Source organism: Kitasatospora sp. NPDC040550, assembly GCF_055594965.1.
Map to the genome: position 1 here is coordinate 21,073 of NZ_JBVIWC010000046.1, position 22,112 is coordinate 43,184.

Annotated in this window: 11 protein-coding genes; 1 reads left to right on the forward strand and 10 read right to left on the reverse strand. The window is 75.1% G+C overall.

Translation table 11 applies throughout. The features are described 5' to 3' along the window. Positions 1-36: 36 nt before the first annotated feature. The 10 genes from fabG to ACZ58X_RS38780 all read right to left on the reverse strand — a co-directional run bounded on the left by fabG (position 37) and on the right by ACZ58X_RS38780 (position 20,831). Positions 37-777, reverse strand: coding sequence for a 3-oxoacyl-ACP reductase FabG (gene fabG, locus ACZ58X_RS38735; RefSeq protein WP_470338261.1), 741 nt, complete (start codon positions 775-777; stop codon positions 37-39). After that, positions 774-1,814 (reverse strand): beta-ketoacyl synthase N-terminal-like domain-containing protein, encoded by a 1,041-nt coding sequence (locus tag ACZ58X_RS38740; RefSeq protein ID WP_470338262.1) that lies wholly within the window; start codon positions 1,812-1,814, stop codon positions 774-776. The genes fabG and ACZ58X_RS38740 overlap by 4 nt, the downstream gene beginning before the upstream one ends. Then, the gene (locus ACZ58X_RS38745) at positions 1,811-3,043 is read right to left on the reverse strand and encodes a beta-ketoacyl-[acyl-carrier-protein] synthase family protein (protein WP_470338263.1); all 1,233 of its coding nucleotides are present in this window, start codon (positions 3,041-3,043) and stop codon (positions 1,811-1,813) included. The genes ACZ58X_RS38740 and ACZ58X_RS38745 overlap by 4 nt, the downstream gene beginning before the upstream one ends. Continuing rightward, positions 3,040-3,288 carry an acyl carrier protein gene (locus ACZ58X_RS38750; RefSeq protein ID WP_470338264.1) on the reverse strand — a complete coding sequence of 83 codons (249 nt, stop codon included), beginning with the start codon at positions 3,286-3,288 and terminating at the stop codon, positions 3,040-3,042. Before ACZ58X_RS38750 ends, ACZ58X_RS38745 begins: the two co-directional genes overlap by 4 nt. Positions 3,289-3,407: 119 nt before the next feature. Then, positions 3,408-3,614: an MbtH family protein gene (locus ACZ58X_RS38755; RefSeq protein ID WP_030289532.1), complete on the reverse strand. Its 207-nt coding sequence runs from the start codon at positions 3,612-3,614 to the stop codon at positions 3,408-3,410. A gap of 104 nt (positions 3,615-3,718) precedes the next feature. Next, positions 3,719-10,870, reverse strand: a complete 7,152-nt coding sequence (locus ACZ58X_RS38760; protein ID WP_470338265.1) for an amino acid adenylation domain-containing protein — start codon at positions 10,868-10,870, stop codon at positions 3,719-3,721. After that, on the reverse strand, positions 10,867-18,744 hold the full coding sequence (locus ACZ58X_RS38765) for an amino acid adenylation domain-containing protein (protein ID WP_470338266.1): 7,878 nt from the start codon (positions 18,742-18,744) through the stop codon (positions 10,867-10,869). Before ACZ58X_RS38765 ends, ACZ58X_RS38760 begins: the two co-directional genes overlap by 4 nt. After that, entirely contained in the window at positions 18,741-19,745 is a 1,005-nt protein-coding gene (gene sbnA, locus ACZ58X_RS38770) for a 2,3-diaminopropionate biosynthesis protein SbnA (protein ID WP_470338267.1), read from the reverse strand. Before sbnA ends, ACZ58X_RS38765 begins: the two co-directional genes overlap by 4 nt. A 239-nt stretch (positions 19,746-19,984) precedes the next feature. Beyond that, positions 19,985-20,275: a hypothetical protein gene (locus ACZ58X_RS38775; RefSeq protein WP_470338268.1), complete on the reverse strand. Its 291-nt coding sequence runs from the start codon at positions 20,273-20,275 to the stop codon at positions 19,985-19,987. 253 nt (positions 20,276-20,528) lie between these two features. Beyond that, the gene (locus tag ACZ58X_RS38780) at positions 20,529-20,831 is read right to left on the reverse strand and encodes a hypothetical protein (protein ID WP_470338269.1); all 303 of its coding nucleotides are present in this window, start codon (positions 20,829-20,831) and stop codon (positions 20,529-20,531) included. A 236-nt stretch (positions 20,832-21,067) separates the two neighbouring features. On the opposite strand from ACZ58X_RS38780, the gene ACZ58X_RS38785 reads away from it, so the two are divergent. Next, positions 21,068-21,997, forward strand: a complete 930-nt coding sequence (locus ACZ58X_RS38785; protein WP_470338270.1) for a LuxR family transcriptional regulator — start codon at positions 21,068-21,070, stop codon at positions 21,995-21,997. The last annotated feature ends 115 nt before the right edge of the window (positions 21,998-22,112 follow it).

Consider the following 22,112-nt stretch of genomic DNA (forward strand, 5'->3'; position numbering starts at 1 on the left):
CCTAGTCGAGGTGGACGGTGCGTCTGGTGCGTCTGGTCACAGGACGATTCCGCCGTCGATCTGCAGGACCGAGCCGGTGAGGTAGGCGGATTGCGGGCCCGCCAGGAAGGCGACCGAGTCGGCCACCTCGTCCGCCGTGCCGAAGCGGCCGAGCGGGATGTGCTTGAGGGCGTCGGTGCGTTGGGCGTCGGTGAGCACCGAGGTCATGTCGGTCTCGATCATGCCGGGGGCGACCGCGTTGACCCGGACCCCGTACCGGCCGACCTCCTTGGCCAGGGCCCGGGTGAGCGCGATGATGCCGGCCTTGGAGGCCGCGTAGTTGCTCTGGCCGGGGTTGCCGTAGACGCCGGAGACGGAGCTGAGGGTGATGATCGAGCCGCCGCGGCGCTTGACCATCGGGAAGGCCACCGCGCGGCAGAGGTTCGCGGTGCCGGTCAGGTTGGTGTCGGTGACGGACTGCCAGTCGTCGTCGGACATCAGGAGGAGCGGCTTGTCGCGGGTGATTCCGGCACTCGCGACGGCGACGGTGATCGGGCCGAGTTCCTCCTCGGTGCGGGTGACCCAGGCGCGGACGGCGGCGGCGTCGGTGACGTCGACCTTCGCGGCCAGGACGGTGGCGCCGAGGGCGTCGAGCTCCTTGGCCAGGAGGTCGGCGGCCTGCCGGTCGGACTGGTAGCAGAAGCTGACCGCGTGCCCCTCGGCGGCGAGCCGCAGGGCGGCGGCCTTGCCGATGCCGCGGGAGCCGCCGCTGATCAGGACGGTGCCGGGAGTGCTCATCGGTCACCGCCGGTGAGGCGTAGGACGGCGCAGGCGGCCAGGCCCTGGTGGTCGAGCGAGGCGATCACGGCGAGCCGGCCGGCGGCCGCGGGGTCGTGCTCGGCCAGGGACAGGACGGTGGCGAGGGAGAAGACGGTCGCGGCGGAGCCGGTGTCGCCGAGCAGGTCGGGGACCCGTTCGACGGCCTCGGCGCCGACCAGCTCGGCGAGTCGGTCGCGGGCCGGCTGCCCGGTGACGGCCGCGGCCCAGACCTGGTCGGGGGTCGCGCCGGCCTGGGCGAGGGCGTCCCGGACGGTGGCGGCCAGGGCCGCCTGCGGGTCGTCGTCGATGTCCAACCGGACGTCCAGGGCGAGCAGTTCGGCCAGCACCCGGCGGCCGGGCGGCAGGGTCCGCTCGGTCTCCATCAGCAGGACGGCGCCGCCCTCGCCGCTGGGCCGGCCGCTCTCCCCGGCCAGCCAGTCACGGGTCTCGGACTGCTCCTCCACCGCGCCGACCAGGGCGCGGTCGGCGCGGCCGGCCGCCAGCAGGCGGCGGGCGTAGCCGAGGGCGAGCAGGCCGCCCGCGGCGCCGCCGGCCAGGGTGGTGTTGGGGCCCTTGAGGTCGAAGCGGATGGCGGTGGCCGCAGCCGGGCCGTTCATCAGCACGTTCGGCATCAGCTGGGCGGGCACGTCGTAGGGCTTGTCGCCCTCGAAGGAGGCCCGGCTGAACCCGGCGGCGCTGTGGGCGCTGCCGAGGGTGGTGCCGAGGACCAGGGCGGTGCCGCCGCCGGTGGCGATCGGGCTCTGTGCGGCCTCGGCCTCGCCGAGCAGTTCGCGGACGGCGGTGACGGCCAGGCCGGTGGCCCGGTCGTAGGTGCGGGTGCCGGCCTTGCCGAGCACCTTGCGGGTCTCGAAGTCGGGTACCTCGTGGGCCGGTTCCCCCCGGCCGACCCCGGCCGCGAACGCGTCGCGGCCGAGGCCGAAGGGGGAGACCGCGGACCATGCGGTGATCAGCGGCCGGTCCCGATGGATCGTGGTCGAGCTGGTGCGCTCGCTCATCGGCTGGGCTCCTCCTCGTGGCGCCCCAGGACGACGGAGGCGTTGTTGCCGCCGAAGGCCAGTCCGTTGTTGACCACCACCCGGAGGTCCGCGGGGACGGAGTGGTTGGGCACGCAGTCGATCTGGCACTGGGGGTCGGTGGTGCGGTGGTTGACGGTGGGCGGGACGAAGCCGTGGGCCAGCGCGAGCGCCGAGGCGGCCGCGCCCAGCGCGCTCGCCGCGCCCATCGAGTGGCCGAGCATCGCCTTGAGGGCGACGGTGCGCGGCGGGGTGTCGCCGAAGACCTCGCGGATCGCGCGGGTCTCGGTGATGTCGTTGGTGGGGGTGCCGGTGCCGTGGGCGGAGACCAGGTCCACCTCGGCCGCCTTGACCCCGGCGTCGTGGAGCGCCAGCTCCATGCAGCGGGCGACGCTCGACTGGTCGGGGGCGGTGGGGTGGTGGGCGTCGCAGTTGAGCCCGTAGCCGAGCAGTTCGGCGTAGATCCGGGCGCCGCGGCGCCGGGCGGAGTCGAGCGTCTCCAGGACGAGGACCCCCGCGCCCTCGGCCGTGAGGAGCCCTTCGCGGTGCGCGTCGAACGGACGGCAGACGTCGGAGGAGACCAGGCCGAGCCGGCTGAACCCGGCGAAGGTGCGGCGGCAGATCGCGTCCGCGCCGCCGACGACGGCGATGTCCGCCTCGCCGGTGCGCACGGCGTCGAAGCCGTCGCCGATCGCGTAGTTCCCGGCCGCGCAGGCGGTGCCGAGGACGGCCGGGACGACCCGGGGGAGCCGCAGCTCCCGGGCGATCGCCAGGGCCAGCTGGTGGGCCGGCAGGCGGCCGGCCACCAGCTGGTCGACCGGGTGCTCCGGACCGTTGGCGACCGACTCCGCCATCAGCTTGTCCAGCTCGGGCGCCTCGCCGTCGGTGGTGCCGATGGTGATCTGGGCGCGGAGCCCGGCGAGCTCCTGCTCGTCGAGCCCGGCGTCCCGGACGGCCATCCGGGCCGCCGCGACGGCGAACTGGGTGGCGCGGCCGAGCTCCTCGACGGGGAGGCGGTGGATCCACTGCTCCGGCTCGAAGCCGGCGACCTCGTGGCCGGAGGTGCGCAGGAACCCGGTGGTGTCGAAGCTGGTGATCGGACCGGCGCCGCAGCGGCCCTCGCGCAGGGCCGAGGTGAAGTCCTCGACCCCGTTGCCGATGCTCGACAGGACGCCGATGCCGGTCACCACCACGCGCTGCGGCGCGGTCATCGGGCGGTCGCCCGGGACAGGACCTCCAGCACGGCGCCCAGGTTGACCATGTTGGGCAGTTCCTCCTGCGGGATGGTGACGTGAAACTCCTTCTCCAGGCGGGCGAGGACCTCGATGGCGTTCAGCGAGTCGGCGCCGTAGTGGTCGATGAAGTGGTCGGTGAGGGTCAGTTCGTCCAGCTCCAGGTCGAGGCAGTCGGCGACGATCTCGCGGACCTTGGACTCGTCGATGGCGACGCTGCTCATGGGGTGCTCCTCAGGTGGTGCTCTGGTCGGTGGTGCTCTGGTCGGTGGTGCTCCGGTCGGTCGTGCTCCGGTCGGTGGTGCTCCGGTCGGTGCCGTCCGGGTCGTGGTGCCCGGCCGGGTCAGGCGGTGGCGTCGATCAGGCTCTGCGGGCGCAGGTCGGTCCAGGTGCGCTCGATGTGGTCCAGCGCCTCCTGCCGGGTGCTCGCGCCCTTGACGGTCCGCCAGCCGGCCGGGACCTCGGCGAAGGCGGGCCAGAGGCTGTGCTGGTTCTCGTGGTTGGCGAGGACGAGGAAGGTGCCCTGCTCGTCGTCGAACGGGTTGCTCATGATTTCTCGGTCCTTTCGGAAATCCCGGAAATCGTCCGGTTCTCGGGCGCAGTGCCCCCGGGATGGAATTTCCGGGGCGGCCACCGGTATGTCGGTGCGGTGTTTCAGGATTTGTTGCGGAGAGCGGCGGAGAGGATCTTTCCGATGGATTCGGCCGGCGCCGGTTCGAGCATCGAGTCGTGGTCGCTGTCGACCGGGTGCCGGAGGATCCGGCCGGTCACGTGCGCCCGCCAGGACTCCTCGTCCGGGTCGCCCGGGGCACGGCCGCGGGTGGCCGCGAACAGGAGGAGGTCCCCCTGGAAGCGGCCGGGGCGGTGGGTCTCGCCCAGTGCGCTGTGGGTGCGGATCACCCCGAGCAGTCGGACCAGCTCGGTTTCGTCCAGCTCCGCGAGCGCGTTGCCGGCCTCGGCCAGGCGCCGGCGTGCGGTGCCGGGGTCGAGCGGGCCTTCGCCGGGGAGGCCGGCCCGTTCGAGCAGTTCGGCGAGGACGGCCCGGTCGTCCGGCAGGTCCTCGGCCGGCGCGCCGGTCCCGGGGTAGCCGTCCAGGTCGGCGAGCAGTTCGACCTGCTCGCCGCGGGCCTGCAGCTGGACCGCGATCTCGTGGGCGACGAGCCCTCCGAACGACCAGCCGAGAATACGATAGGGCCCGGCCGGCTGGATTTCCAGCATTTCGCCGAGATATTTTCCGGCGATTTCCCGGACGGACTCCGGGGTCTTTTCCGGGGAGCGTAGCGCGCCGGTCTGGAAAGCGTACACGGGAATGTCCGTGTCAATTTCCGCGGCGAGCGTCAGGAACGGCCAGCCGAGACCGACCGCGCCGTGCACGCAGAACAGCGGGCGGCTGCCGCCGGTCGGCCGGACCGCCAGGACGGGCGCGAACGGGTCCTCGGGCGCACCGGTGCCGTCGCCCGTGCCGGCCACCAGGGCCAGGCCGGCCACGGTGCGGTGGGCGAAGACGTCGGCGGGGGTGAGCGAGAGCCCGGCCGCGCGGGCGCGGCTGACCAGTTGGATCGATTTCAGGCTGTCGCCGCCCAGCTCGAAGAAGCCGTCCTCGGCCCCGACCCGGTCCAGGCCGAGCACCTCGGCGAAGACCCGGGCGAGGGCGCGTTCGACCGGCCCGTCGGGCGCGCGGCCGTCCGAGCGGGCCACCGCCCGGTCGTCGGCCGCGGGCGCGGGCAGCGCCTTGCGGTCCACCTTGCCGTTCGGGGTGAGCGGCAGGGCGTCCAGCTGGACGTAGGCGGACGGGAGCATGTACTCCGGCAGTACGGCGGCCAAGTGGGCTCGCAGTGTGGCCGGTTCGGGCCGTTCCGGACCGGCCGGGACGAGGTAGGCGACCAGCCGGCGGACGCCGGGCGAGTCCTCCCGGTCGGCCACCGAGGCCCGTTCGACCAGTGGATGGTCCGTCAGGACGGCCTCGATCTCGCCGAGTTCGATCCGGAAGCCGCGGATCTTCACCTGGTGGTCGACCCGGCCGAGGTAGTCGACCGTGCCGTCCGGCCGCCAGCGGGCGAGGTCCCCGGTGCGGTACATCCGGGACCCGGGCGGCCCGTACGGGTCGGCGGTGAAGCGCTCGGCGGTCAGGCCGGGGCGGTCCAGGTAGCCGCGGGCGAGGCCGGTGCCGGCCAGGTACAGCTCGCCGACCACCCCCGGTGGCACCGGGCGCAGTGCGGCGTCCAGCAGCCGGACCCGGTTGCCGGCCAGGGCGCGGCCGATCGACGGGGTGCCGGTGTGGTCGGGCGGCAGGTCGGCGATGAGCGAGTAGATGGTGGTCTCGGTCGGGCCGTACAGGTTGCTGACCTTCGCCGCGGCACCGGTCAGCGCGGCGGCCAGGGCCGGGTCGAGGGCCTCGCCGCCGGTGAGCACGTGCATCCCGGTGAGCGCTTCGGGCCGGGCGGTGACCAGGGCGTGCCACAGCGTCGGGGTGGCCTGCATGACGTCCGCCCCGGTGGCCAGGGCGAGGTCGGCGAGCAGGTCCGGGTCGCGGACGGTGTCGTGCGGGGCGACCACCAGCCGGGCGCCGCCGAGCAGCGGGCAGAACAGTTCCAGGTTGGCGATGTCGAACCCGAAGGTGGTGACCGCCAGCAGGGTCCGCCCGGGGGCCAGGCCGATCCGTTCGGTGACGTCCAGCAGGTGGTTGACCAGGGCGCCGCGCGGCACCACGACGCCCTTGGGGCGGCCGGTGGAGCCCGAGGTGTAGATGACGTAGGCGCCGTGCTCGGGCCGCACCGGGCCGGCCAGTTCGGCCGGGCGCAGGTGCTCCGGGGGCTGCTCGTCGACCCGGGCGCGGGTGGCCGGGTCGTCCAGCAGCAGGAGCCGGCCGGCCTCCAGGCCGGGGACGGCGGCGGCCACCGCGGCGGTGCTGACGGTGAGCACCGGCTGGGCGTCCTTGACCATCCCGGCGATCCGGTCGGCCGGGTAGGTCGGGTCGATCGGCAGGTAGGCGGCGCCGCTCTTGACCACCGCGAGCGCGGCGACCACCAGGTCGGCCGAGCGCGGCAGCGCGATCGCCACCAGCCGGTCCGGCTCCGCGCCCTGGGCGACCAGGGTGCGGGCGAGCCGGTTGGCCCGCCGGTGCAGCTCGGCGAAGTCGAGCCGCAGGCCCGGGAATTCGAGCGCGATCGCGTCCGGGTGGGCGTCCGCGGCGGCCTCCAGCAGGGCGGCCAGCGACTGCCCCTCGCCGAGGGCGGCGGCGCCGTCGCCGAGGGCGAGCAGCTCCTCCCGCTCGCCGGGCAGCAGCGCCGGGGCGGCGCCGATCGGACGGTCCGGTCGGTCGACCAGCTCGCCCAGCAGGTGCACCAGCCGCTCGGCCAGCCGCTGGGCGCCGGCCGCGCCGAACAGGTCGGTGCTGTACTCCAGCCGGCCGGTCAGGCCGCCGGGGCCGTCCGGGCCGGTGAGCTCGGCGAGTTCGAAGCAGAGGTCGAGCCGGGCCACGCCGAGCTCGGCCGCGCCCGCCTCGGCCGTGACACCGGGCAGCTCCAGCCGGGCGGCGGCGTTGTTGTGCAGTGCCAGCAGGGTCTGGAACAGCGGGTTGCGGCCGTGGGCGCGCTCCGGGCCGAGGGCGTCGACCAGCTTCTCGAACGGCAGGTCCTGGTGGGCGTAGGCGGCCAGGTCGACGGCCTTCACCCGGTCCAGCAGTTCGCGGAAGGTCGGGTCGCCGGACAGGTCGGTGCGCAGCACCAGGGTGTTGACGAACATGCCGACCAGGTCGTCCAGGGCGTCGTCGGTGCGGCCCGCGATCGGGGTGCCGAGCGGGATGTCCTGGCCCGCGCCGAGCTTGCCGTACAGGGTGGCCAGCGCGGCCTGGAGCACCATGAACAGGCTGGCCCCGCTCTGCCGGGCCAGGGCGGCCGCCCGGTGGTGCAGGTCGGCGGGGACGGTGAAGCGGACGGCGGCGCCGCGGTAGGCCGCGGTGGCCCGGCGGGCGGTCTCCACCGGGAGCTGGAGCTCCTCCGGCAGCCCGGCCAGCTGCTCCTTCCAGTAGGCGGTCTGCCGGGTGAGCAGGGACTCCTCGTCGTCCTCGGCGCCGAGCAGTTCGCGCTGCCAGAGCGCGTAGTCGGCGTACTGCACCGGCAGCGGCGTCCAGGCGGGCGCGCGGCCGGCCAGCCGGGCGGCGTAGGCGGTGGAGAGGTCGCGGGCGAGCGGCCCGTTGGACCAGCCGTCCCCGGCGATGTGGTGGATCACCACGACCAGCAGGTGGTCCTCGGGACCGGCCGCGAGCAGGGTGGCGCGGATCGGCGGCAGGTTCGCCAGGTCGAAGCTGCCGGTGGCGAACTCCTCGGCGGCCTCAGCGAGTTCCGCCTCGGGCAGCTCGCGGACGGGCAGGTCGACGGCGGCCCGCTCGACCGGGAGGACCAGCTGGTGCGGCAGGCCGTCGCGGTCCGGGAAGACGGTGCGCAGGCTCTCGTGCCGGCCGACCACGTCGGTCAGCGCGGCGGCCAGCGCGGCGCGGTCCAGCGGGCCGCGCAGCCGCAGCGTCCACGGCAGGTTGTAGGTGGCGGAGGGGCCCTCCAGCCGGTCCAGGAACCAGAGCCGCTGCTGGGCGTACGACAGCGGCAGCAGCTCCGGGCGGGCCCCGGCGGTCAGCGCGGGGCGGACGGCGTCCTGGGTGAGCCGGCCGGCCAGGGCGGCCACGGTGGGCGCCTCGAAGACGGTGCGCAGCGCCAGTTCGGCGCCGAGCAGCGTGCGCACCCGGCTGACCAGCCGGGTGGCGAGCAGCGAGTGGCCGCCGAGCTGGAAGAAGTCCTCGTCGATGCCGACCGCGGGCCGGTCGAGGACCTCGGCGAAGGCGGCGCAGAGCACCTCCTCCTGCGGGGTGCGCGGGCCGCGGCCGGTCGGGGCGGTGAGGTCGACCTCGGGCAGCGCCTTGCGGTCCACCTTGCCGTTGGGGGTGAGCGGCAGGGCGTCCAGCACCACCAGGGCGGAGGGCACCATGTACTCGGGCAGCAGCGCGGCGGCCGCGGCCCGGCACCGGGCCGGGTCGACCGGGCCGGTCAGGTAGCCGACCAGCCGGGCGTCGCCGGCCCCGCCGCGGCGGACCACCACCACGGCGTCGCCGACCTGCTCGATCGAGCGCAGCGCGGCCTCGACCTCGCCGGGCTCGATCCGGTGGCCGCGGATCTTGACCTGGTGGTCGACCCGCTCCAGGAACTCCAGCTGCCCGTCCGGGCGCCGGATCACCCGGTCGCCGGTGCGGTACATCCGGGCGCCCGGCAGCGGGCTGAACGGGTCGGCGACGAACACCGCGGCGGTGCGGCCGGGCTGGTCGAGGTAGCCGCGGCCGACGCCGCGCCCGCCCACGTACAGCTCGCCGGGGACGCCGTCCGGGACGGGGCGCAGGGCGTCGTCCAGGACGTACAGTCCGGTGCCGCGCACGGCCCGGCCGATCGGGGCGCGCACCGAGTCCAGCTCGGCCGGGGAGCCGATCACGGCGTGGGTGACGTCGTCCGAGCACTCGGTCGGCCCGTACGCGTTGACCAGCGGGATCGCCGGGTAGCGGGCGAACCAGCGGTGCGCCAGGTCGGCGGGCAGCGCCTCGCCGGTGACGACCAGCTTGCGCAGCCCGTCCAGGACGGGCGGCTCGGCGCCGTCGTCCCAGCTGTCCAGGGCGGTGCGCAGCAGCGAGGGGACGACCTCCAGCACGGTGACGCCCTCGGGGGCGACCAGGCCGAACAGGGCCTGCGGGTCGGCGGCGAGCTCGCGGCCGGTGACCCGCAGCCGCCCGCCGACGACCAGCGCGGCGAGCATCTGCCAGACCGAGATGTCGAAGGTGACCGGGGCGTTGTGGACCAGCACGGTGTGCCCGTCCAGCTCCAGGTCGGCGACCTTGGCGAGCAGGTGGTTGACCATGCCCGCCCGGTGCACCATGGCGCCCTTGGGGCGGCCGGTGGAGCCCGAGGTGAAGATGACGTACGCCAGGTCGTCGCCGGCGCCGCGCGGGGCGGGCGGCCGCTTGGCGGTGTCCGTTCCGAGTTCCAGCACCGGGACGTCCAGCCCGGCCTCGGCCAGCAGCCGGGCGGCCATGGCGCGCTCGCCGGGGCCGACCAGCAGGGCGCCGATCCGGGCCTCGGCGGCCAGCACGGCGGCGCGTCCGACCGGCGCGGCGACGTCCAGCGGCAGCCAGGCGGCGCCGGCGCCGAGCACGCCGAGGACGGCGGTGACGAAGCCGCAGCCGGGCGGGGCCAGCACCCCGACCGGTCCGGTCGCGGCGCCCGTCCGGGACAGGGCCCGGGACAGGGCCCGGGACACGGCGCCGGCCCGGGCGGCCAGTTCGCGGTAGCCGAGCCGTTCGGTGCCGTCGGAGACGGCGACGGCGTCCGGGGTGGTCCGGGCGAACTCCTGGACCCGCGCCACCACGTCCGTCCACGGGTCGGTCTCGGCCGGCTCCGGGGCGGGGACGGCCAGCCGGGCGCGCTCGCCGGGCAGCAGCAGGTCCAGCCGCCCGAGCGGGCGGTCCGGCTCGGCCTGGGCGGTGCGCAGCACGTGCAGCAGCCGCTCGGCGACGACGGCGGCCTCGGCCGGGGTGAACCGGGCGGCGTCGTAGCCGACCTGGAGGCGCAGCCGCTCGCCGGGCAGCGCCATCAGGCTGAGCGGGTAGTGGTTGGCGTCGCCGGCCTTGAGGCCGGTGAGCCGTAGTCCGGCGACCTCGCCGGCCAGCGCCTGCGGGTCGAGCGGGTAGTTCTCGAAGACCAGCACGGTGTCGAAGAGGTCGCCGACCCCGGCGTTGCGCTGGATGGTGTCGAGGCCCAGGTGCTGGTGCGGGAGCAGCAGGGACTGGCGGTCCTGGAGTGCGGACAGCAGCTCGGTGAAGCTCTGCGCCGGGTCCAGGTCGACCCGGACCGGCAGGGTGTTGATGAACAGGCCGACCATGCCCTCGACGCCGGGCAGCTCCGGCGGGCGGCCGGAGACGGTGCCGCCGAAGACGATGTCGCGCAGCCCGGTGAGGGAGCCCAGCACGGTCGCCCAGGCGCCCTGCACCACGGTGTTGACGGTCAGCCCGCGGGTGCGGGCCCAGCCGGTGAGCGCGGCGAACTCCCGCGCGTCCAGCTCGACGGCGTGCTCGCCGGGCATGCCGGTCCGGCCGGGATCGGCGGCGGCCGTGCCGGCGAGCCGGGTGGGCTCGGTGAAGCCGTCCAGCGCGGCCGTCCAGGCCGCCTCGGCCGCCGCCCGGTCCTGCCGGGCCAGGTGGGCCAGGTAGGACTTGTACGGGGCGGGGCGGGGCAGTGAGACGCCGCCGTCGGCGTAGCAGGCGAACAGTTCGCGCACCACGACCGGCATGGACCAGCCGTCGAACAGGATCTGGTGGGAGGTCAGCACCAGCCGGTGCTCCCGGTCGCCCAGCCGCAGCAGGCTGAACCGCAGCAGCGGCGGGCGGGCCAGGTCGAAGGGGCGCAGCCGGTCGGCTTCGGCCAGCTCGTCGGCCGCGGCGGGCGTGTCCCGCAGGTCGACCTCGCGCCAGTCCAGTGCGACCTCGCGCGGCACGATCTGCACCGGGTCGCCGTTCTTGCGGTAGCGGAACGCGGCCCGCAGGTTGGGGTGCCGCTCCAGCAGGGCGGTGACCGCCCCGCGGAGCCGGGCCGGGTCCAGCTCGCCGGCCAGGTCCAGCACCAACTGCACGGTGTAGACGTCGAGTTCCTCGCGGTGGTACTGCGCGTGGAACATCAGTCCTTCCTGCAGCGGTGCCACCGGCAGGATGTCGCTCAGATTGGAGCTCCGTCCGGGGCGTCGCCCGGTGCGGGGCTCGGCCGAGGCCGTGGTCACAGCTCGTCCCCCCAGTCGTCCATCTCGTCCTCGAATTCGTCGATCTCGTCCTGGCTGAGTGCCACCAGGTCGAGGTCGGACGGTGTCCAGCCGCCGGCGCCGGGCTCCCGGGTGTGCCGCACCAGGGCCCGCAGGGCGGTGAACCAGCCGTCCGCCACGGCCTCGGCGTCGGCCTGAGCCAGGGCCTGGCCGGCCCAGGTCCAGCGGGCGTTCAGCCGCGGCCCGTCCGGGCCGTCCTCGGTCACCGCGTTGACGTCCAGGACGTGCGGCAGCGGCATCCCCGGATCGGACCCGGCGGCCAGCGCGGCGGACTGCTCGGTCAGCGACCAGTCCTCGCCGGTGGGCGCGGGCAGCCGGCCCAGGTAGTTGAAGCCGAGCTGCGGCCGGGCGGCGCCGGACAGCTCACCGGCGCCGTGCCCGTCCAGGCCGGGCCCGTCCAGGCCGGGCTTGTCCAGATAGCGCAGCAGGCCCCAGCCGAGCCCGTGTCCGGGCACCATCCGCAGGTGCTCCTTGACCAGCTTGAGGCTGTGTCCGGCGGCCGGGCCGCCGGCCAGCGCCTCCGCCAGGTCCACCGGGCCCGGGTCGAGCCGCAGCGGGTAGGCGGTGGTGAACCAGCCGACCGTGCGGGACAGGTCCACGCCGGGGGCGAACTCCTCGCGCCCGTGGCCCTCCAGCTCCACCGGGACGGCGCCCTCGGGCCGTCCGGTGCGCCGCCGCCAGTCGGCGACGGCCAGCGCCAGGGCGGTCAGCAGCACGTCGTTCACCTCGGCGTGGAACGCCCCGGTGACCTCGGTGAGCAGCGCCGCCGTGGTGTCGGTGTCCAGGACGCGGTGCAGCGTCCGGGCGGTGGCGACGGTGTCCACCGCCGGGTCGGCGGCCCGGTGGCCGAGCGGGGCCTGCCCGCCGGCCGACTCGGCGCGCCACCAGTCGAGTTGGGCGCGCAGCTCGGGCGTGCCCGCGGTCCGCTCCAGCAGCCCGGACCAGTGCCGCAGCGAGGTGCCGACCGGCTGCAGCCGGACCGGCTCGCCGGCCCGTACGGCCGCGTGGGCGCGGGCCAGGTCGGGCAGCAGCACCCGCCAGGACACCCCGTCGACCACCAGGTGGTGCAGGGTGAGCAGCAGCTCGCCGCCGGCCGGGTGCCACAGCGCCCGGACCATCCCGCCCTGGTACGGCGCCAGCCGCTCGCGGTTGACGACCGCCTCGGCGGGCCAGTCGGCCGCCGGGCCGTCCAGGACGGACAGCAGCGGGCCCGCGTCGACCGTGCCGGGTTCGCCGATCAGCAGCGACCAGTCCGGCAGCAGCCGCAGCCGCAGCCCGTCGTGGTGGTCCAGCAGGGCCTGGAGGGCCGCGGTGAGCGACTCCCGGGTGGCGTCGGCGGGGGTGCGGACCAGCACGGCCTGGTGGAAGCCGTCCACCGGCCCGCCGAGTTCGCGCAGCCAGTGCCCGATCGGCAGCTGGCCCAGCGGGCCGACGCCGTCCTCGGTGCCGACCGTGGCGACCGCCTCCGGGTCCTCGCCGTCGCGGGCCACCAGGGCCAGCGCCGCCGGGGTCCGGTGGGTGAAGACGTCCTGCGCGGTGACCACCAGCCCGGCCGCGCGGGCCCGGCTGACCAGCTGGATGGAGACGATGCTGTCGCCGCCCAGGTCGAAGAACCCGTCGTCGGCGCCGACCTCGGGCAGTCCGAGCACCTCGGCGAAGACCGCGCAGAACGCGGCCTCCCGGGCGTCGGCCGGGGCCCGGCCGGTGGAGGCGGCGGCGTAGTCGGGCGCGGGCAGCGCCCGGCGGTCCAGCTTGCCGTTGCCGGTCAGCGGCAGGGTGTCCAGCGGGACGAACGCGGAGGGCACCAGGTAGTCGGGCAGCTCCGCGGCGAGCGCGGCCCGCAGCTCGCCGACCGGCAGGCCGGCCGGGGTCACGTAGGCGACCAGCCGCTTGTCGCCGGGGCGGTCCTCGCGGACGATCGCGGCGGCCTGCTCGACGCCCGGCCGGGCGAGCAGGGCGGTCTCGATCTCGCCGAGCTCGATCCGGAAGCCGCGCAGCTTGACCTGCTCGTCGACCCGGCCGACGTAGTCCAGCTGGCCGTCGGCCGTCCAGCGCACCAGGTCCCCGGTGCGGTACATCCGGTCGTTCGGGTCGCCGTACGAGCCCGCGTACGGGTCGGCGGTGAAGCGCTGGGCGGTGAGCTCCGGCCGGTGCAGGTAGCCCAGGGCCACCCCGGCGCCGGCCACGTACAGTTCGCCGATCACGCCCGGCGGGACCGGCCGCAGGGCCTCGTCCAGCACGTACACCCGGGCGCCGGCCAGCGGCCGGCCGATCGGCGGCTTGACCGCTCCGGCCAGCGGCTCGCTGACCGTGGCGCAGACCGTGGTCTCGGTCGGGCCGTACGCGTTGAGCATCCGCCGGCCCGCGGACCAGCGCTCGACCAGCTCGGGCGGGCAGGCCTCGCCGGCCGTGATCAGGGTCAGCCCCTCGGGCATCGGCAGCCGGGCGGGCCAGGCGGCGAGCACCGTCGGCGGCAGGCAGACCACCTCGATGCCGGCCGTCGCGACCAGCTCGGCGAGCGGCTCGCCGGGCGCCCGGTCGGCCTCCGCGGCCAGCACCAGGACGGCGCCGTTCAGCAGCGCGGTGAGCAGCTCCCAGGCGGCGGCGTCGAAGCTGAACGAGGCGAACTGGAGCAGCCGGGTGCCCTCGCCGACGCCGAACCGGTCGTGCTCGGCGGCCAGCGCGGCCACCGCCCGGTGCGGCACCAGCACGCCCTTGGGGCGGCCGGTGGAGCCGGAGGTGTAGATCACGTACGCCGGGTGGTCCGGCCCCAGCGGGGTGGTCCGTTCGGCGTCCGTCGGGTCGTGCGCGGGGGCGGCGGCGATCGCGGCGGCGACCGCCGGGTCGTCCAGCAGCAGCACCGGCGCGTCCTGCTGCTCCGGCAGCCGCCCGGCCACCGAGCCGTGGCCGAGCACGGCCAGCGGGGCGGAGTCGGTCAGCAGGTAGGCGATCCGCTCGCGCGGGTACGCCGGGTCGACCGGCAGGTAGGCCGCGCCCGTCTTGAGGACCGCGAGCACCGCGACGACCGCGTCGACCGTGCGCGGCAGCGCCAGGGCGACGATCCGTCCGGGGCCCGCGCCCAGGGCGATCAGGTGGTGGGCGAGCCGGTTGGCGCGCTCGTTGAGCTCGCCGTAGCCGACCTCGGCGCGCACGGCGCCGTCCTCGAACCAGCGCAGCGCGGGCCGCTCGGGCGCGCGGTGGGCCCGCTCCTGGAACAGCGCCGGCAGCTGGACCGCGCCGACGGTGGTCGGGGTGGCGGCCCCGCTCCAGGAGCCGAGCAGCCGCTCGCGCTCCTCGGGCAGCAGGGCGTCCAGGCCGCTCAGCGGCCGGTCGGGCTCGCCGGCCAGCAGGCCGAGCAGGTGGGTCAGGCGGTCCGCCAGGCCCTGGGCCGTCCGTTCGGTGAACAGGTCGGTGCTGTACTCCAGGGTGCCGGTGAGGCCGTCCGGCTCGCCGGCGGCGCCGTACCGCTCGACCAGTTCGAAGGCCAGGTCGAACTTGGCCGTGCCATTGCCGACCGGGCTGACCTCGGCGGTGATCCCGGGCAGCTCGGGGCGGGCCCCGGCGTTGTTCTGGAAGGCGAGCATCACCTGGAAGAGCGGCTGGCGGGCCAGCGAGCGCCCGGCGCCGAGCCGGTCGACCAGCTTCTCGAAGGGCACGTCCTGGTGGGCCAGGGCGGCCAGCACGGTCTCCCGGGCCCGGCCGACCAGTTCGCGGAAGGTCGGGTCGCCGGACAGGTCGGTGCGCAGCACCAGGGTGTTGACGAAGAAGCCGACCAGGTCGTCCAGGGCGTCGTCGGTGCGTCCGGCGACCGGGGTGCCGAGCGGGATGTCGGTGCCGGCGCCGAGCTTGCCGAGCAGGACGGCCAGCGCCGCCTGCACCACCATGAACGGGCTGGCGCCGGTGGAGCGGGCCAGCTCGGCCAGGGCGCGGTGCGCCCCGGCGTCCAGTCGCAGCGGCACGGTGGCGCCCCGGTAGCTGGGCACGGCCGGGCGGGGGAAGTCCGCCGGCAGTGCCAGTTCCTCCGGGAGCTCGGCCAACTGGGTTGCCCAGTAGTCGAGCTGACGGTTCATCAGGCTCGTCGGGTCGTCCGGCTCGCCGAGCAGGCGGCGCTGCCAGAGGGTGTAGTCGGCGTACTGGACGGGCAGTTCGGCCCAGGCCGGGGCGCGCCCGGCCAGCCGGGCGCGGTAGGCGGCTTGCAGGCCCTCGACCAGCGGGCGCACCGACCAGCCGTCGGCCGCGATGTGGTGCTGCACCAGCAGCAGCACGTGCTCCTCGACGCCGGTCTCGAACAGCACCGCGCGCAGCGGCGGTTCGACGGCCAGGTCGAAGGGGGCGCCGGCCCGGGCGGCCAGTTCGGCGTCCAGCTCCTCGGCCGGGCGGCCGGTGAACGGCACCACGGGCAGCTCGGGGCAGGCCTCGCCGACCGGCAGCACCAGCTGGTGCGGGCGCCCGTCCTCGGCGGGGAAGACGGTGCGCAGGCTCTCGTGCCGGGCGACCACGTCGGCCAGTGCCTCGGCGAGCGCCGCCCGCTCCAGCGGGCCGGTCAGCCGGACCGCGTGGGACAGGTGGTAGGTGGCACCGGCCGCGTCCAACTGGCTGAGGAACCAGAGCCGTTGCTGCCCGGGAGAGAGCGGGATCCGCTCCGGCCGCGGGCCGGCGGTGAGCTCCTCCCGGGCCGGCGCGGCGCCGTCCAGGGCGAGGGCCAGCGCGGCCGGGGTGGGCGCCTCGAACAGGGTGCGGATCGGCAGTTCGACGCCGAGCCGGGCACGCAGCCCGGTGACCACCCGGCCGGCCAGCAGCGAGTGCCCGCCGAGCGCGAAGAAGTCGTCGTCGGCGCCGACCCCGTCCAGCTCCAGCACCTCGGCGAACAGCGCGCACAGCAGCGCCTCGCGCTCGGTGGCCGGGGCCCGCCGCTCGCCGCGCAGCGCGCCGAAGTCCGGGACGGGCAGGGCCTTGCGGTCCACCTTGCCGTTGGGGGTCAGCGGAAGCGCCGCCAGCGGCACCAGCACGGCCGGGACCATGTAGTCGGGCAGCACCCGGGCGAGTTCGGTGCGGACGGCGGCCGGGTCGGCGCCGCCGGTCAGGTGGGCGACCAGCCGGGCGCCGCCGGAGGGGTCGCGGGCGACGGTGACCACCGCGTCGACGACGCCGGGAACGGCGCGCAGCGCGGCCTCGACCTCGCCGGGCTCGATCCGGTGGCCGCGGATCTTGACCTGGTGGTCGACCCGCTCCAGGAACTCCAGTTGCCCGTCGCCGCGGTGCACCACCCGGTCGCCGGTGCGGTACATCCGGGAGCCGGGCGCGGCCGCGTACGGGTCGGCGACGAAGGCCCCGGCGGTGCGCCGCGGGTCGTTCAGGTAGCCGCGGCCGACGCCGCGCCCGCCCACGTACAGCTCGCCGGGCTGGCCGGCCGGGACGGGCTGGAGCGAGTCGCCGAGGACGTACAGCCGGGTGTCGCGTACCGGGCGGCCGATCGGGGCGCGCACCGAGTCCAGCTCCGCGGGGGAGCCGATCAGGGCGTGGGTGACGTCGTCCGAGCACTCGGTCGGCCCGAAGGCGTTGACCAGCGGGACGCCGGGGCGCAGCGCGAACCAGCGGCGGGCCAGGTCGGCGGGCATCGCCTCGCCGGTGACCACCAGCCGGCGCAGCGCGGACAGGGCGGGCAGCGGGGCGCCGGCCTCCCAGGAGTCCAGGGCGGCGCGCAGCAGCGAGGGGACGACCTCCAGCACGGTGACGCCCTCGGCGTCGGCGAGCGCGAACAGGGCGCCCGGGTCGGCGGCGAGCTCGCGGGAGACCACCCGCAGCCGGCCGCCCGCGACCAGCGGGCTGAGCATCTGCCAGACCGAGATGTCGAAGGTGACCGGGGCGTTGTGCACCACGGTGTCGGCCTCGGACAGCTCCAGGTCGGCGTGCTTGGCGAGCAGGTGGTTGACCATGCCGTCGCGGTGCACCATGGCGCCCTTGGGGCGGCCGGTGGAGCCCGAGGTGTAGATGACGTAGGCCAGTTCGGCGGGGCCGCCGGCGGGCGCCAGCAGCTCCTCGTCGCGGGCGTCGTCGAGGGCGAGCACGGCGGGCTGCTGCGGCAGGGCGCCGAGCAGGGTGTCGGCGTACGGCCGCTGGTCCTCGCCGTGCAGCAGGACGGCGGCGCCCGCGGCCTCGACCAGCGCCGCGCCGCGGGCGGCCGGGGCCTGGACGTCCAGCGGGAGCCAGGCGGCGCCGGCACCGAGCACGCCGAGGACGGCGGTGACGAAGCCGGTGCCGGGGGCGGCGGCGATCGCCACCAGCCGGTCCGGTCCGGCGCCGGCGGCGAGCAGCCGGCGGGACAGGGCGCTGGCCCGGGCGACCAGCTCGGCGTAGTCGAGCCGGCCGGCGTCGTCCTGGACGGCGACGGCGCCGGGACGGGCCTGGGCGAGGGCGCGGATCCGGGGCAGCACGTCGGTGAAGGCCTCGGGCTGCTGCCCGTAGCTGTTCCACTCGACCAGGACGCGCTCGCGCTCGGCGGCGGGCAGCGCGGTGATCCGGCCGACCGGCAGCTCGGTGGAGACGGTGGCGAACTCCTCGAGGTAGCCGAGCAGGGCGTCCCGGAAGAGGTCGAGCCGGTCCTGCGGGTAGCGGTCGGCGTCGCCGTCGACGCGCAGCTCGCAGCCGTCCTCGCCGCTGTCCAGGAAGAGGATCTGGAGGTCCGGGACGGGGCCGGTGGACAGGTTGCGGACCAGGGCGCGGCAGGCGCCGAGGGCGAACTCGCCGCCGGTCTGGAGCACGTTGACGGTGGGGCCGAAGGTGCGGCCGGCGTCGCCGGTGAGCCCGAGCTCGCGGCGGATCGCGTCGTGCCGGTGGCGCTGGTGGCGCAGCGTGCCGCGCAGAGCCGCGGCGACCTGGGTGAGCAGGCCGTCGCGGCCGAGCGCGGGGTGGGCGGTGAGCGGCAGCGGCAGGAAGTTGGCGCGCATGCCGGGGACGGACTGGGCGAGCGGGGTGGTGCGGGCGGCGACCGGGAGGGTGAGCACGACCCGGTCGGTGCCGCAGAGTTGGGCGAGGCAGCCGGCGGTGGCGCCGATCAGCAGGGTCTGCCAGGTGACCCGCTCGGCCCAGGCGGCGTCCTGCAGCCTGGTGACGGTGGCGGCGGGGATCAGGCCGGTGCTGCGCAGGGTGGCACGGGCGGGGGAGCCGAGGTGGCCGGAGAGCACGGTGGGTTCGATGCCGTCGGCCAGCCGCTCGGCCCAGTAGGCGCGGTCGCGCTGGTGGGCGGGGGAGGCGAGGTAGTCGCGCTCCTCGGCGAGCAGTTCGGCGAGGGTCGGGTCGAGGGCGGGCTCGGCGTCGGGCAGGTCGTACTCGGCGGCGAGCCGGCGGTAGACCAGGGCGCGGCTGAACCCGTCGACCAGGATGTGGTTGGCCCGGACGTACAGCCAGGCCAGTTCGGGGCCGATCAGGACGAGGGTGGCGGCGAAGGCGTCGGGGCCGAGGGTGGACGGACGGTGTCCCTCGGACTCCAGAAACGTTTCGGCAGCGGCGAGCGGGTCGGTCTCACCGGTCAGGTCGAGCACCGGGAGGGGACGCTCGCGGGGCGGCTCGACGATCTGCACCGGCAGGCCGTCGCGCTCGGCGAAGCGCACCCGCAGGCACTCGGTGCGGTTCAGCACGCGCTGCCAGGCGGCCCGCAGCCGCTCGTGGTCCAGCGGGCCGGTCAGCTCCAGGAGGTCCGCCATGGTGAACACCGGGTTGCCCGGGTCCAGCTGCTGGGCGAACCACATCTCGCGCTGGGCGTCGGACAGCGGCAGTTCTCCGGGCCGCCCCGGTTCAGGAAACTCAGAATACGGCGCTGTATGACGCATCGTCATCTTACCCCCGTGGCAATGGCGTTGGGCGGCGTGAGGCGGTCGACCGCGTCAAGCGCGTCGACGCCGTAGATGTCGCGCACCCAGGCGCTCTGGTAAATGGTGTCGAGGTAGCGGTCGCCCAGGTCCGGTGAGACGGCGACGGCGACCACGTCCTGGCCGAGGCGGTGCTCCGCCAGCCAGGCCGCGGCCCCGCTGACCACCGTCCCGGTGGAGCCGCCGAACAGGAAGCCGCCGCGGGCCAGTCGGTGACAGGTGCGGACGGTGTCCAGTTCGGGCACGTGCACGACGTCGTCGACGAAGCTCTCGTCCAGCAGGGCCGGCCGGACGCCGGCGCCCAGGCCGGGGAGCATCCGCGGGCCGGGCTCGCCGCCGAAGGTGACCGAGCCGACGCTGTCCACCGCGACGATCCGGGTCTCCGGCCGGTGCTCCTTGAAGTAGCGGGCGCAGCCCATCAGCGTGCCGGTGGTCCCGGCGCCGATGAACAGCAGGTCCAGGTCCGGGAATTGGCGGTGGATCGACGGCGCGGTGGTGCGGTAGTGGGCGCGCCAGTTGTCCGGGTTGGCGTGCTGGTTGAGCCAGACGTAGCGCGGCGAGGAGGCGCACAGCTCGCGGACGAAGTCCAGCCGGGCACCGAGGAAGCCGGTCTCCGGCGACGGCTCGGTGATCATGTGGACTTTGCCGCCGAGTGTTTCGATCAGCTGGCGGGTGGACAAGTTCGTACGTGGGTCGACGACGCAGATGAACTGGTAGCCCCGGACGGAGGCGATCATGCTCAGCGCCATCCCCAGGTTCCCCGAGGAGGACTCCACCAGGACGGAGTCCCGGTTCAGCCGGCCGTCCCGCTCGGCCGCGTCGACCATGCTGAGGGCCGCCTTGAGCTTGACGGAGCCGGCGAAGTTGAAGCCCTCGCACTTGAGGTACAGCGGGTAGTCGAACATCGCCCGGAGGTCGACGAAGAGTTCGTCCTCGTTGAACTCCTGCGGCGTTCTGATGATGGGCATCGCCCGTTCCCCTTCGGTGTCAGGAGAGTGACGGGACGTCAGTCCCAGATGATGTCGTCGCCGTGCGCGGAACCGGTGCCCGGGCCGGCGGCGGTGCGGGCGGTGGTGACGGTGGCGCTGCTCATGGTGAACCCCCGATGGCAGTGGAGCCGCGGGCCGTGGAGTCGGCGGCGGCGGAACGACGTTGGACGGAAGAGTGCGCTGCCGGGTCCGAGTCCCCGCGCCGGACCGGCGGAAGGTCAGTCCCAGATGATGTCGTCGCCGTGCACGGAGCCGGTGCCCTTGGCGACCGGGGCGTCCCAGATGATGTCGTCGCCGTGCACGGAGGCGGTGGTCACGCGGACCGGGGCGGCCTTGGCGGCCGGGCCGTCCCAGATGATGTCGTCGCCGTGGACGGAGCCGGCGCTCTCGGCGACCGGGGCGGCCACGGTGGTGGTGGCGCCGGCGACCGGCGCGGTGAGGGCGGCGCCGGCGACCAGCAGGCCGAGGACGGCGGCGGTGCGGGCGGCGACAACGGTGAAGCTGCTCATGGTGAACCCCCGGTGGCAATGGAGCCGCGGGCCGTGAAATCGGCGGCGGCGAGACAGGCGAAACGGATGAGTGCTGTGCCTGGTTCAATTCCCGCGGTGAATGACCGCGCGGGACCGGCTCTCGAATCCTGCGGAAGGGGGTTCCGGCCCCCTTCGGCATGACCAAGTCTGTCTCGCACACACGTTCCGTGCCACAGTTCTCCATGTCAGGGTCCTGCCCTGGCAGCACCCTGCACAGCGCCCGCCCCGCGGGTCACTCCTCCAACAACGGCAGCCGGTCGTCGCTGAATTCGGCCGCCAGCCGCCATCCGCGCAGTTCAGGCGCGTCACGCAGGCAACGGCGGGTGATCCGTTGCGCGGCGGAATCCAGCTCTCCGGATTTCGGGGGGCCGAGAAAGAAGACCAGATCGGCGCCGAGGGGGTCGATCTCGACGTAAACGTGCTCGAGTCCGTCGGTCGGCTCTGCGGCGTTCCGGAGCAGTTCGACGAGTTTGTCGGGCGTGACCTGTTCCGGTTCGACCATACCCCGAACCAGACGTCCGACAGTGATATACATGTCAAATCCTCTCGTGGGTGGACCCGCTCGAAGTCCGCAGGAAAGGGCCTGGGCCCGAAACGGCGGTGGTTGTGGGCAGGGTGTCGTAACATGCCCCCGAGATCCGGCAATGACGTGGCGTCATCAGGTTCGCAATATCGGGGGGGCAGGCGGTGCTGTCAGTGTTAGGACTGGATCCCGACGCCGAGGCCGTGTACCGGACGGTGCTGGCCAGGCCTGAACTCGGGATCGCGGGAGTGGCACAGGACCTCGAGTGGCCCGAGCAGCGCGTCCGGGAGGCCCTGGACGGACTGGCCCGGCTCACCCTGATCAGGCACTCCGAGCTGGAGCCCGGGCACCTCCTCCTGGTCAACCCCGAGGTCAGCCTCGCCATGCTGATCGGCCGCCAGGAGGTCGAACTCGCCGAGCGGCAGCGCCAGATCGCGCACAGCAGGCTGGAGGCGGCCAAGCTGGTCGCCCAGTACGCCGAGAGCCGCAAGGGCGAACGGGGCCTGGGCGTCGAACAGTTGGAGGGAGTCGACCAGATCCGGCTCCGGCTGGAGGAGCTCTCGCACTCCTGCGTCAGCGAGATTATGGGCTTCGCGACCGGCGGCGGGCAGTCGCCGGCCGCCCGAAGAGCCGGCCAGGTCGCCGACCAGGAGGTCTTCGACCGGGGCGTGCAGATGCGCTCCATCTACCTGGAGAGCGCCGCCAACGACGGCGGCACCATCGCCCACCTGGAGTGGCTCACCGAGCGGGGTGCCCGGGTGCGGATAGCCCCGTCGCTGCCGATGCGCCTGGTGATCTTCGACCGCAAGGTCGCGGTCGTCCCCACCGATCCGGACGACACCAGCGTGGGGGCCCTGGTGCTGTCCGGTCCGGGACTGGTCTCCGCGCTCTGCGCGCTGTTCGAGTACGTCTGGGAGAACGCCGCCCCGTACGGGAAGGCCCCGGCCAAGGGGGCCGAGGGCCTCAACCCGCAGGCGATGGCGGTGCTCAGCCTGCTCGCCCAGGGCCACACGGACGAGGTGGTGGCCCGCAAGCTCGGGGTCTCGGTGCGCACCTCGCGCCGGATCACCGCGGAACTGATGGCCTGGCTCGGCGGCCGGAGCCGCTTCCAGGCCGGGGTGATCGCCGGCGAGCGCGGTCTGCTGCAGGGCGGCGCACCGCCGCGCGAGGGCGACTGAGAGCAGTTCCCCGCCCGCGCGCGGACGCGGGGGGGGGGGGGGGGGGGGGGGGGGGGGGGGGGGGGGGGGGGGGGGGGGGGGGGGGGGGGGGGGGGGGGGGGGGGGGGGGGGGGGG

Excerpts from the sequence above, each read along its gene's own strand:
- ACZ58X_RS38780 (WP_470338269.1), bottom strand. The coding sequence starts at position 20,831 with ATGTATATCACTGTCGGACGTCTGGTTCGGGGTATGGTCGAACCGGAA.
- ACZ58X_RS38765 (WP_470338266.1), bottom strand. The coding sequence starts at position 18,744 with ATGACGATGCGTCATACAGCGCCGTATTCTGAGTTTCCTGAACCGGGG.
- ACZ58X_RS38750 (WP_470338264.1), bottom strand. The coding sequence starts at position 3,288 with ATGAGCAGCGTCGCCATCGACGAGTCCAAGGTCCGCGAGATCGTCGCC.
- ACZ58X_RS38740 (WP_470338262.1), bottom strand. The coding sequence starts at position 1,814 with ATGAGCGAGCGCACCAGCTCGACCACGATCCATCGGGACCGGCCGCTG.
- sbnA (WP_470338267.1), bottom strand. The coding sequence starts at position 19,745 with ATGCCCATCATCAGAACGCCGCAGGAGTTCAACGAGGACGAACTCTTC.
- ACZ58X_RS38775 (WP_470338268.1), bottom strand. The coding sequence starts at position 20,275 with ATGAGCAGCTTCACCGTTGTCGCCGCCCGCACCGCCGCCGTCCTCGGC.
- fabG (WP_470338261.1), bottom strand. The coding sequence starts at position 777 with ATGAGCACTCCCGGCACCGTCCTGATCAGCGGCGGCTCCCGCGGCATC.
- ACZ58X_RS38745 (WP_470338263.1), bottom strand. The coding sequence starts at position 3,043 with ATGACCGCGCCGCAGCGCGTGGTGGTGACCGGCATCGGCGTCCTGTCG.
- ACZ58X_RS38755 (WP_030289532.1), bottom strand. The coding sequence starts at position 3,614 with ATGAGCAACCCGTTCGACGACGAGCAGGGCACCTTCCTCGTCCTCGCC.